Origin of the sequence: Paenibacillus litoralis (assembly GCF_046244365.1) — a bacterium.
GTDB lineage: Bacteria > Bacillota > Bacilli > Paenibacillales > NBRC-103111 > Paenibacillus_V.
The window spans coordinates 6,963,326-6,975,753 of record NZ_CP176395.1 but is presented as its reverse complement, the minus strand read 5'-3'; the positions used below and the strand labels follow the sequence as shown (position 1 = coordinate 6,975,753).

The 12,428-nt window shown below is 55.6% G+C and carries 8 protein-coding genes; 5 read left to right on the top strand and 3 right to left on the bottom strand.

The window, feature by feature from the left end; all coding sequences use genetic code 11:
* Nucleotides 1-250: 250 nt before the first annotated feature.
* Nucleotides 251-2,680, top strand: a complete 2,430-nt coding sequence (locus tag ACKGJP_RS29345; protein ID WP_409342312.1) for a LamG domain-containing protein — start codon at nt 251-253, stop codon at nt 2,678-2,680.
* A gap of 476 nt (nt 2,681-3,156) precedes the next feature.
* Here ACKGJP_RS29345 and ACKGJP_RS29340 read toward each other — a convergent pair whose 3' ends face one another.
* Together ACKGJP_RS29340 and ACKGJP_RS29335 are read right to left on the bottom strand one after the other, a co-directional pair.
* Nucleotides 3,157-4,770: a response regulator gene (locus tag ACKGJP_RS29340; RefSeq protein WP_409342311.1), complete on the bottom strand. Its 1,614-nt coding sequence runs from the start codon at nt 4,768-4,770 to the stop codon at nt 3,157-3,159.
* Nucleotides 4,748-6,547 carry a sensor histidine kinase gene (locus ACKGJP_RS29335; protein ID WP_409342310.1) on the bottom strand — a complete coding sequence of 600 codons (1,800 nt, stop codon included), beginning with the start codon at nt 6,545-6,547 and terminating at the stop codon, nt 4,748-4,750. Before ACKGJP_RS29335 ends, ACKGJP_RS29340 begins: the two co-directional genes overlap by 23 nt.
* Nucleotides 6,548-6,731: 184 nt before the next feature.
* Between ACKGJP_RS29335 and ACKGJP_RS29330 the strand changes: the two genes are divergently transcribed.
* From ACKGJP_RS29330 to ACKGJP_RS29315, 4 genes are all read left to right on the top strand, one after another.
* Nucleotides 6,732-8,081 carry an ABC transporter substrate-binding protein gene (locus tag ACKGJP_RS29330; protein WP_409342309.1) on the top strand — a complete coding sequence of 450 codons (1,350 nt, stop codon included), beginning with the start codon at nt 6,732-6,734 and terminating at the stop codon, nt 8,079-8,081.
* A 99-nt stretch (nt 8,082-8,180) separates the two neighbouring features.
* Nucleotides 8,181-9,083, top strand: a complete 903-nt coding sequence (locus ACKGJP_RS29325) for a carbohydrate ABC transporter permease (RefSeq protein WP_409342308.1) — start codon at nt 8,181-8,183, stop codon at nt 9,081-9,083.
* Nucleotides 9,084-9,091: 8 nt separating this feature from the next.
* Nucleotides 9,092-9,931, top strand: coding sequence for a carbohydrate ABC transporter permease (locus tag ACKGJP_RS29320; protein ID WP_409342307.1), 840 nt, complete (start codon nt 9,092-9,094; stop codon nt 9,929-9,931).
* 84 nt (nt 9,932-10,015) lie between these two features.
* Nucleotides 10,016-10,909, top strand: a complete 894-nt coding sequence (locus tag ACKGJP_RS29315) for an N-acetylneuraminate lyase (RefSeq protein WP_409342306.1) — start codon at nt 10,016-10,018, stop codon at nt 10,907-10,909.
* Nucleotides 10,910-11,433: 524 nt separating this feature from the next.
* Here the strand turns inward: ACKGJP_RS29315 and ACKGJP_RS29310 are convergent.
* Nucleotides 11,434-12,345: a serine hydrolase domain-containing protein gene (locus tag ACKGJP_RS29310; protein ID WP_409342305.1), complete on the bottom strand. Its 912-nt coding sequence runs from the start codon at nt 12,343-12,345 to the stop codon at nt 11,434-11,436.
* Between the last annotated feature and the right edge of the window lie 83 nt (nt 12,346-12,428).

The following is a 12,428-nucleotide window of genomic DNA, read 5'->3' as shown; positions in this document are numbered from 1 at the left end:
GACCATTCGTTCAACGAAAGGGAGATGGAAATGAACGCCGAGGCGAAACATGGTTTTTTTGTTCATTACCCTTATGGGAAAACGCCGTATTTTTCGATTTTGCTGCTCACGAATTCCGTTCTGCTCCTTAAAACTTGAATAAGTCCACCAAATCTAAAGCGAGTCCGGTTATCGGGCTTTCCGCGGTATGTTACGATATAGCTGCTTGTCGGCCGCAAGCATGGACGATACCGCGGAAGGAGATTGTTCAATGGGATCGAGTCAATGGAAACGTCGGTTATTTCAGTACGTGTTGGTTGCGCTTGGGGCAATCGGGTGCTCGGTCGGGTTGAGCGGCCTTGCAGCCGACGCATCCGCCCCGGCGTATCAGATCGAGGAGAGAGTCGCGTATCAGAACGATAACCACGAGAACTTCTGGTGGGCGCATATGGGATGCGCAGCATTGCCGAACGGCGCAACGCCGCAGATCCTGTGTACGCTGTTGAAGGACATCAAGGAGAGTCCGACCAATTTGAGCGATGTCGTCTACGAGATTTCATCCATCACCAGCGATGATCTGGGAGAAACCTGGACCGCCCCGGCCGTTATTCCGCAATTTCAGTGGAAGACGGTGCCCGACGGCTATCAGGGGATGCTGATCGATACCGTTCCGATGTACCACGAGAAGAGCGGAAAGCTGATCTTACTAGGCATGGCCCAGTCCTACACCTCGACCTACGCCAAAAAGCACACGTATCCGGCTTATGCCGTATACGACCCGGCGACGGCGACGTGGGGCAGCGACTGGCATGTGTTTGGATGGCCGAATGGTGTAGGCCATTCTGGAAGCGCTTACCCGTATATGACGGAGGACGGAAGCGGGGATATTTTGTGGCCGATCAATTCCGTCGATGGCTTGGGCAGCGTGCAGGTCGTTAGAGCCTCGTTCGACGGCACTTCGCTGACTTATGTGAGCCAAGGCAACGCGGTGCCGAGTCCGGGCAGCAACGGGAACCGCTCCGGCATCGAAACGTCGCTGGCCAAATTCGGCAGCGAATATTTCATGACGTTGCGCGACGATACGCAGAACCGGCTGGCCAAAAGCAGCGACGGGATCAACTGGCAGCCGGCGGTCGTCCTGACATGGGATGACGGCACGCCGGTATCGGGGAGCATGAATACGCAAATGCATTGGATCACGCAGCCGGATGCTCTGTATGTCGTGTATACGAGGGAGGACGCCTCGAACGCTTCGATTTACCGTTACCGCGCGCCGCTCTGGATGGCCAAGATCGACCCGGTTACGCTCCGTTTGATCAAGAGCACGGAACGCGTTGCGATGGGGATTACCGACAACCGGGCGCAGCTCGGCAATTTCGGCACCTACAACGTCATGCCCGGGCTTAGTATCGTATCCAGCAACGAATGGAACTCGCTCTTTCCGAATCGGGCGATTGTCTCCCGTATTTGGTGGGACCGCCTGACGGTCGGCAGCTGGCAGCTGGACGAAGCCTCCGGCAGCGTCGCAGCGGATTCGGCTTCCGGCGCTTATCCCGGAACCATCGTCGGCGCAACGCGGGAAGCCGACGGCAAATTCGGCAGGGCGCTGCGCTTTGACGGGAACGGCGATTTCGTTACTTTGGGCGATCCCGCCGACGGGTCATTCGATTTCGGTACGGCGCATGACTTTTCGCTTTCCGCTTGGGTGAAGACAAGCACGACGGGGAAAACGCAGTTCATTGCCAGCAAGGGCGATACGAACGGGGCGTATTGGCTCCGCTTCGAGACGGACAATACGATCCGGTTTCTGCTCGATTACGGCAGCACGTACGATGCCGCCCAGTCGACAGCGGCTTACGCCGACGGCAAATGGCATCATGTCGTAGGGGTAGCGGATCGCGACGCGGGGCTTCGGCTGTATGTCGACGGCGTGCTCGCCGGGCAGGATAACGCGTTGACGGGCGGCAATGTGTCCAGCGCGCTGCCTCTTACGATCGGCCATGCTTCAACGCTCGCCATGAACGGTTTGATCGACGGCGTAAGCCTCTATAATTATGCGATCGGCGACTGGGAAATCGCCCGGATGTTCGGCGAGTACGGGCATTGGACTTTCGATGAGAGCGCCGGAAGCGTGGCGGCCGATTCGACGGCATTCGCCTATGACGGCTCCGTATCCAACGCGGTATGGAGTGCGGGCGGGAAATACGGGAACGCGCTAGGTTTTGACGGGAACGGCGATTACGTTACGCTGCCGAATCCTTTTTACCATGATGCCGCCTTCGGGCGGACGGACAATTTCTCGATATCGATGTGGGTCAAGACCGGGGTGACCGGCACGACCAAGTTTTTGATGCAGAAGGGCGATACGAACGCCGGGTTCTGGCTGCGGTTCGAGAGCGACAACACGATCCGATTCCTGCTCGATTACGGCAGCACGTATGACGCCGCGCAATCGGCGGCTGCCTATGCGGACGGGGCGTGGCATCATGTGGCGGCGGTGGTCGACAGGAGCGCGGGTATCCGGCTGTACGTCGACGGGGTGCTGGCGGGCCAGGATACGAGCCTTCAGCAGGGCAGCATTGCCAGCGCTCTGCCGCTGACGGTCGGGGTGAACGGAACCAATACGATGAACGGGCTGATCGACGATGTCCGCATATACCGGTATGCGCTGACACCATCGGATATAGCGGCTTTGCAGTGATTCGTCCGTTGAGCGGCTAGTATGCTTGATTCATCCGTAAAATCGGCTAGTATGGAACGTGTCGAGGAATAGAAGCAGAAAAAAGCCTCCATCTCCACTATAAAGTGGTTTTGGAGGCTTTTTCTTATCCTGTGGTTACCGTCCTTGAGTGGGATGGGAACGTATGTTCACTATTTCCGCATTTTTTCTCGATTTCTTTCGAAAGCGGAACGACGGTACGTTATTCGGCCGTTTCGCGCTAAGAAATCGACGATTTTACAGCAATAAGATACTCTGGTTCCGCGACATCCCGATTTTACCGCGAATAACCGAAATAAGGCATCGACGTTCCGTTGATTCGAGCGGGAACCGCCAATCGGAGTCTGTGCGAACGGGAGCGAATTGCACGCATTGAGCATGTAAAAGTGATTCAGGAAGGGCCCGGGAGGCCGGTTTGCCGAATACGCTACCGAGCCTTGCCGGTCAAATCCCCAAAATCAGCCCTGCTGACGAAACATCGTCGGCGTCAAACCGACTCTTTTCTTGAACAGCCGGCTGAAATACTTTTCGTCCTGGTAGCCGATTTGGCCGGCGATCTCGTAGGTTTTGAGATTGGTCGCGAGCAGCAGCTGCTTCGCTTTCTCGATCCGAACGTGCGTGACATAGTCGGTGACGTTGACGCCCTCGACCTGTTTGAATAGAAAGCTGAGATAGACCGGAGATACGTAAACCTCCTTGGCGACGCTTTCGAGAGAGAGGTTGCTGGCGAAGCGGGTATCGAGTATCGCCTTCGCCGCCTCGATAACATGATGCTTGCCCGATTTGCGCATGTCTACGGTGAGCCGGAGCAAATCCCGGAGGAACGAGCCGCACAGCTGATGGAGGGCTTCCAGCGTCGCAGCCGAGAAAACCGATTGAATATGCGCAGTCGTCAGCAACTGGTCGGGCGGCAGCTTCGGATGCAGCTCCGAGATGACGTTGGACGCCGCCATCATCGCCTGCAGGCTTAGCGATTTGGTCGACTGTACGGAAGCCTCCCGTCCATAGAAGTCGGCAAAAAACGACTGCAGCCATGCCTCGAGCTCCAGCTCGTTTCCGATCTTCAGCGCCATGCGCAGCCGTTCGTGCGCCGCCGAGGCGTTCGGGTCCGTGGGGCATTCCGAGCCGGGATGCTCCGGTTCCTTACTGGCGGCATTCTCCCAATCGATCTCCTCGATAAAAATGACCTCGCCCGGACCCGTGTAATATTGGTACTCGAGCGCCGTTTTCGCTTGCCCATAAGCGGTTTTCGCGTCCGCAGTCAGCCTTTCGCATGACGCTCCTACCCCGGCGGTCACAATGTACTGCAAGGTTTGCCGGATGTTGACCGCCGTTTGCCGCAAATCCCGGCGAAGAGCATCCAAGGAAGCGGGGGGATGCGCAATGACGGCCATGCGATCGGGCAGGTCCCAAAACAGGCTTTTGCGCTCCCAATGCCGCAGCGTTTCCTCGATAATATTCTCGATCGCGAACTTCATCAGCTGCTGGTCGTCGTACTGGTAATCGCGCGGCGCATCCGGATCCTGCCCGATCTGCAGCAGTACGATCCGAAACGGCTGCAGCGCAAGCGGGACGCCGAGGGAGGAAGCCTTCTCCATAAACAGCGGTTCGCTGATTCTGGCTCCTTCGAGCAGGTTTCTCATGAACCGTTCCCGCAGCACCGGCAAGTTTTCCTTTTGCTGCTTCGTCTGCCGGTTTTCATACTCCCATACCGCTTTCAACCGCAGCATGACGCTGCGAAGCTTGTCCGTATCCGGCGGCTTCAGCAAATAATCCGATGCGCCGAGCTGCAGCGCTTGCCTCGCGTAGTCGAATTCGTCGTGGCCGCTTAGGATAACGGCTTTGATCGGCCATCGCCTTTTATGAATCTCGGCCAGCAGCTCAAGGCCTCCCATATTCGGCATGCGGCAATCTACGAGAATGACGTCCGGCAGCGTCCGCTCCATGAGCTCCAGCGCCTGAGCGCCGTTCTCCGCGGACGGCAGCCACTCGAAGCCGTATTCCTCCCACGGCAGCAGCACGCGCAATCCTTTCGTCACGATGAGCTCGTCATCGATGGCCATGATTTTCATAGAGGCGCCTCCATTGTTCTTCGTCTAGGATGATGGGGATCCGCACGGTGACGGTCGTACCGAAGCCTGGACGGCTGTCAATTTGCAGCGCGTAAGGCTGCCCGAACATCATCTGCAGCCGTTCGTTCACATTGCGCAGCCCGTATCCTCCCGTGCTCCGCGATGGGATGTGCAGCAGCTGCCCGACCTGCTCCGCCGTCATGCCGCAGCCGTTGTCCTGCACGTTCCATTCGATGGCATCGTCCGTAAGATGGCCGCGGATCGACAAGAGTCCCTGCCGTTCCCCGGCCGGCTCGAAGGCATGCAGGATCGCATTCTCGACGATGGGCTGCAGCAGCAGCTTCATCGTATAGTAGCCGCCGATCGCCGGGTCGATGTCGTATACGGGAATAAACCGGTTCGGGAACCGCGCATGCTGGATGTTGACGTAAGCCTGAATTTGCTTGATTTCGTTCTCCAGCTTGTAGAAGTCCTCGCCCTTGTTGAGCGAGAGCCGGAATAATTCGCTGAGGGAGTGCACCACCTGTGCGGTCCGGTCGTCCCCGTTGATCTTGGCGTTGAAGAAAATATAGTCGAGCGTATTGTACAGAAAATGCGGCTCGATCTGCGCCTGCAGCGTCCGCAGCTCGATCATGCGCTGATTCGTTTGGCTGATGTACACCTTCTCGATCAGGTCGTTCAAGTCGTGCACCATTTCGTTGTACTTCTGCGTCAGGTGCCCGATTTCGTCTTGCGACCGGACGGTCAGCTCGGGGTGCGGCTGTCCGAGCTTGAAGCTGTTCATCGACTTCAACAGCCGTTTGATCGGAGAGGTGATGCCGCGCGAGAGCACGACGGAAAGCGCGACCGCCACGAGGATCAGCGAAAGCGACAGCACGACGGTCGTGCTGAGCATGATGCCGTGCTGCCTGCGGATGTCCTCCATCGGCGTCAGGCTGACGACGGTCCAATCGTACGGCGCTATGGCGCTGCTTGCGGCCAAATATTTTTTTTTGCCGATCGCGTATTCGAACGTTTCGTCGGTGCGCTGTAGCCGTTTGATTTCGCCTACGTTGTTCTTCAGCCGATTGCTGACGGCCATATCGTCGAACTTGCTGGCGATCAAGTGATAATTGTCGTCGAACAGCAGCAAATTCGTCGTCTGGTTGATTTGCACGTCCTGAATGAGGCTTTTCATCGCATCCCGTTTCACGCCGAGGAAGAACATCCCCAGCTTTTTATCGGCATCGTACATGCTTACGATCAGCCGGTTCAAGACGATGTCGTCGTAATTTTGGCCGAAAATAAACAACGGATCCCCCGAATAGTCCCAATGGGGCTGACCGCTGCGGGCGGCTGCGGCGACGTACAGCGGGGATTCCTTGAAATCGTCGTAAGGCACCACCTGCCGGTAATATTGCGAAAAGTCGCGGAACAGAAAGTTGTTCTCCCCATATAGAATGAGAAACGAGATATAGGTTTTGGCCTGCTTCAAATTGGAGACGTAATTGAAAATCGCCTTTTGGGTATCGGCGGCAGACGGATCGGGTTGACTGAGCAGCGTCTGAATCGTTTCGTTCTGCACGATATAGGAAGAGAGATCGGTCGCGTCGTCGAGCATGCCCTTGATATTGCCTGCGGTCAGGCGAACGGTTTGCGCTTGGTTCTGCAGCGTCTGCTTCTCCAGAAAGCGGGTTGCGATCAAATAAGAGAAGGTCCCGATGGCGATCACGGGTACGAGGACGAGCGTCAAGAAGGAGACCAGCATTTTGGTTTGCAGCTTGGCGAATGGAAGCATAGGCTCTCCTTGGGATGAAGGATTCTCGGGCTGGTTTTATTATAAAACGCGGCAGGCGAAGGCGGAAGAGGGAGGCGGCAACATCTAAATTTAATCCGCCAATTCTTGATTTTGTCTCCTTGTTGCGGGGTTCGCTTATCCGTTACGATGAATTTGTTTCCGAAACCTACAAGGAGGGGTCACGATGAACCGGTTCAAAAAATATGGAGTTTCCGCAATGGCGGGGGCTTTATCGCTAAGCTTGCTGCTGGCGGGCTGCGGCGGCGCAGGAGAGAAAAAGACGGCGGAAGAAACCCCCAATACCGTGGACTGGAAGACGGTGAAGGCGGATGTCCGCTTTATTTTCCCGGGGACGTCCGAGGCGGAGAAGGTGCTGGCCGAGCAGTTCAAATCGAAGATGAAAGAGAAGTACCCGGGCGTCAATATCGAATACATGTACTTGTCGTGGCAGGACATGGAGAAGAAGCTGTCCGTCATGCTCGCCTCGAACGATTTTCCGGATATGACGATGACGCAGGACGTGACGAATCTGGTGCAGATGAACGGACTGGAGGATTTGTCTCCTTACATCGGCAGGAAGGGAACCGCTTTGAAGAAAGAGGACTTCCTTCCGGGTACGCTGGAATATTCGATGGTAGGCGACAAGATTTATTCCATTCCGAACTTGGCCAATTCCTTCACGCTGATGGTCAACGAAAAAATGCTCAACAACGCGGGCATGAAGCTGGAGCAGCTCCAGACGTGGGCCGACGTGGAGAAAGCCGCCCAGCTCATGACGAAGGACGGGAAATACGGCTACGGCTATCCGCTCGGCGTCGCCCGCTTCGCCTTCCGCGGACCGTTCACGGCCGGTTACAGCAACGGGCTGCTGCTTGACGATACAAGCGAAGCGGCGAAGAAGAAGTACGTGGAAACGCTGGAGCATTTCAAGAAGCTGGAGCCGTACCAGCCGAAAGCGCATACGACCTGGGGCGCTCCCGAAGCGTTCCGCGCGTTCAGCAACGAAGAGGTGGGCATGACGCCGGCAGGGACGTATTTCTCCGCCAACTCGTACAGCATCAACCCGGAAATTCTTAAGGTAACGCGGGCGATCGCTTATCCGAAGGGGCCATCCGGCGATAAGGCGCAAGCTCCGGTTTCGAGCGTAGGCGTCGGCATGTTCAAGGGCAGCAAAAACAAAGAAGTCGTATGGAGGCTGATCGAAGAATGGTCGTCGCCGGAATTCAACACGACGCAAGCCGCCACGATCAACGTAACGGCCGTCAAAAACGCCAGCCTGGACGATATCGTCAAAAAGGCGGAGGCGGTATTCCCGAAATCGATTGACGGGCATAAACGCATTTTGCAGGATATGAACGGCATTCTCGCCAAGAACGGCGTCCAAATGGCCACGATTGTGGGACAACCCGAAATGGAAACGATCTTCCAGGAGCAGATGGCCAAGTACCTGCTGGACAAAATGACCGCCGAGGAAGCGTACAAGGCGATCAAGGACGGCATCGACAAAGTGAAGGAGAAGTATAAAAGCAAATAACTAGATGCGTGCGTTCGCCAGCGGGAGCAGCGACGCCGCTTGCGCAGGCCGCAGGCGGCCCGCTCCCGGCGTTCGCCGGTTCGGACAGGAGGACGGCAAGTGAAAGACGCCACCGTGACCTTGGCACAGCGCAAACAGATGGCTTTCGGCTATTTGCTGCTGTCGCCGGTTGTTTTATACATCGTCATTTTTCAATTTTATCCGCTGTTCGAAACGATTCGGCTCAGCTTTTTCGATTATTCCCTGCTGCAGGGAAAGGGGATGACGTTCGCCGGGCTCGGCAACTATAAGGAGCTGCTGACGGCCGACGGTCATTTCTGGAGCATTTTCCGCAACAGCCTGCTTTGGGTTTTCGGCTCCATGATCCTTCAGTTTCTGCTCGCCGTACCGGCGGCCATGATTCTTAACCGGAAGCTGCGGCTGAGGGGATTATGGCGCGGGCTGCTCATGGTTCCTTGGGTGTCGCCGGTCGTCATCGTCGGCATCGTCTGGAAGTGGATTTACGACGGGCAGTATGGCTTGATGAACGAATATTTGAAGCTGCTTCACGTGCTGCAGGACAACATCGTTTGGCTGGGAGACGCCTTCTGGGTGTGGCCGGCGCTGCTGCTTACGTCGACGTGGAAAGGCTTCCCCTATATTACGCTGATGATGCTTTCCGGCTTGCAGGGCATATCGGGCGAGATGAAGGAGGCGGCCCATATCGACGGCGCCACGGCATGGCAGCGGTTCCGCTTCGTTACGCTGCCGCTGCTGAAGCCGATCATGTACGTCACCGGGATGGTGTCGATCATCGGCTCCTGGACCAAATTCGAAATGATTTGGGCGCTTACGAACGGAGGCCCCGGCTATGCGACCAGCATTTTGCCGACCTATCTGTATACGCATGCTTTCGTATATTTGGATTTGGGCAAGGGCGCCGCAGTCGGCACGCTGTCGATGCTGATCGTGCTTGCGATTATCGCCGTGTACGCCGGACTGTTCGGCAAAGACAATACTTGAGGTGAAGCATGAAAGAAACCAACTGGGCGAGAACTTGGAAATACGCAAGCCTGTTTGTACTAATGGCGTTTACGCTTCTCCCTTTTATGTGGCTGCTCGATACGACGTTCAAGGAGAAGGAGGCCATTTTCGCGGCAAAGCCGACATGGCTTATCAACCCGCTTACTTTCGAGCATTACGCCTGGGCGCTGGGCAAAAGCGGGATGCACCTCGGCAAGCTGCTCGCCAACTCCGCGATCGCTTGCACCGTCACCGCCCTGCTTACGGGCATCGTCGCTTGCATCAGCGGATACGGCTTGGCCAGGTACCGGGTGCCCGGCATTAAGCTGATCCTGGTGCTGCTTGTCCTGGCGCAGATGATTCAAGGACCGATCATTATGATCCCGTGGTACAAGGTCGCGTCGGCCCTCAGTCTGCTGAATACCAAAACGCTGCTGGTGCTCATATACGGGACGATGACGATTCCGGTCGGGGTATGGATCATGAGCGGATTTTTCAAGGTCATTCCGATCGACCTCGAAGAGGCGGCTCTGATCGACGGCGCGACGAAATTTCAGACGCTAAGCCGTATTGTAGTGCCGCTAGCGGCGCCCGGACTGGTCGCGGTCAGCTTGTACAGCTTTATTTTGGGATGGAACGATTATCAATACTCCCTCATCTTCACCAACTCGCTGGACGCCAAGACGGTACAGGTCGGCATCGCCGAAGTCATGGACAGCATGGGCCAGACGAATTGGGGCGGGATTTTGGCTAGCGGCGTCATTATCGTACTGCCGATTATCGTCATCTTCTCCGTGATTCAGAAGTTCCTTGTGGAGGGCTTGACGGCCGGCAGCGTAAAAGGATAAGGCTGGGCCGTTCGGTGTCACCGGCCGGCTGGCGATATAGAAACCCATTGAATGAAACGGGATTAAGAAGAGGAGCGAAAACGAATGCCTGCATCACATCCATTTAGCGGGATCATCCCCGCCTTGATTACGCCTTACGACGGATCGGGCGCGATCAGCGAACCGGCGACCCGCAAGCTTGTCCGCCACCTGTTGAACGAACGGGTGAACGGCTTTTACTTAAGCGGCAGCACGGGGGAAGGCTTCCTGCAGTCCGTCGCCGAACGCGAAGCCTTTCTTGAGATAGTCGTGGACGAGGTACGGGGAGCCGTACCGGTCATTGCCCACGTAGGCGCGATGGATACGGCTACCTGCCTCGAGTTGACGAAGCATGCCGCGCAAGCGGGAGCGGACGCGGTATCGGCGGTTGCGCCGTTCTACTACAAGCATGGCCCGGAGCAGGTTCGCGGGCATTACCTCGACATCGCGAACGCGGCGGACATTCCGCTCATTCTCTACCATTTCCCCGCCATGACGGGCGTACAGTCTACGGTTCGCTTCTATGAGGAGTTATCGAAGGAAGAGAACATCATCGGCGTCAAGTTTACGTCCAAGGACACGTTCGAGCTTCAGCAGCTGCTGGAAGCATGCGGTCCCGATTTCCTCGTGTTCAACGGGCCGGACGAATGCTTGCTTGCGGGACTCGCCGTCGGCTGCTGCGGCGCGATCGGGAGCACGTACAACATCATGCCGGCCTTATTCGGAGAGCTGTACCTGAGCTTCCGCGAAGGGAAATGGGACGAGGCCCGGGCCTTGCAAGCGAAGGCGAACCGCGTCATCGCCGAGTTGCTCAAATACGATTTCATCGCGTTCGAGCGGGAAATTTTGAGGCTGCAGGGCATCGACGCAGGACTGCCGAGAAAGCCGATTCAACAGCTGACGGAGGAAGAGCGTACGCAAATTCGGCTGTTTGCCGAGCAGACCGGTTTCTTGCTGTAGCCGGTTTATGAAATGACGGTTGTTGCGGCATGTAAAGTTTAATGAACGAGACGCAGCAAGATGCAGGGGGTTCCCGGCATCTGCTGCGTTTTTTTGCGTGTGATGCCCTCAAACAGGAAAAACATGCATGCGGGGTGAATATATAGGGATATCGTCTATTGGAACTAGTTGGATATTCCTTATCAGCGGGAGAGGTAATCAAATTACGACTGGCCGCAGCTTATCTGCTAGGCAGTCATGGCTGGAGGTATTCATGGTCAATCAAAAGGGTGAACGAACAGTAAGATTCATTGGAGTTTTCTTGGGGTTGCTCGTTCTATCCGTCATAGCCTTTCTTCTCCTAAGCGGACTGCTGAACCCCCGCGGCGGCGATAATACGGCGATTATGTGCATGGTAATTTCCATCCAGCTGTCCTTTTTAACGGCCTATTTGCTTACAAGATCCAAGAAGTGAAAGAGTAAATCTCCGGCGAGGACTGCGTGGAGACGTCAGCCTGAGGCAAGGGAATTAGCAGGACCTTGAGTTACAGAATGTTAGCTGCGTGTTGCTGCAGACACTTCAGTAATGTTCCCGTATGTTCATCCGCGTACCGGTTGTACATCCTAACGGCAACGGCGTTATACTTCGGAATGACTGCCACATGGCATCCTGTCGCTCCGAAGGCTTCAAACGAATCCTCACCGTAATACCAGCCCATAATCCGTTTATCCGCATAGCCGGGCGCTGTTCTAAGTCTTTCGGAAAGATCGAACACGGCTTTCGGGATGATGCATTGTCCGTTCACGACACCATCGTTCAGATACAGGTAGCCCCAATAAGCAAGATCTTTGGCACTCATATAGAGATTGCGTTCATGCCCTTCGTTAGACTCCAACCTAACGGATGCATAGCCATCGCCGGCCGTAAAGTCGCATACCAGGTCTTCCTTCGGTACGGAAGCCCATTCCGTCTTCTTGATCTGCAGGGGTTCAAGTACTTTCTCCGTAATCATTTGCGCGACCGTTTTGCCTGTAACTTTCTTAACGATTGTGGCGGCCAACCCTTCTCCTTCTACCTTCTCCGGTCCGAAAAACTTAGGCTTGGTCTTTGTCAGTACGTTTCTTATTGTAATCTTCTCTAGTTCGTTTACGGGAATATCGTCTATATACGAATGAATCGGCGTGTCGAGATCCAAGCCGGCCTCAATAACGGCGAGTGCCAAGGCTAGCGCAATATGGGTTTTTCTTATCGAATAAACGTTAAACTGTGAATCGGCCGTCACCGGCTTAGCTCCAGTCTTGGCATGATGGTAGCCGGAATACCATTCGGCGACAATTCGGTCGTTCTGAATGACGACAACGGCGGCGGCAGTAGCCTTAACGGCACACCTGGTTTGCTCTACATGCGTTAGCAGGGGGGCAAATGATGCATGGTTGTTATGAACGGCAAGCTGCATCCAAAAATCACTCCTCTATACAAGAAATGGAATCCAGTCGCCTAATCGTAAACGACTCGCTCTTTTTCATCAACCGGTAAAAA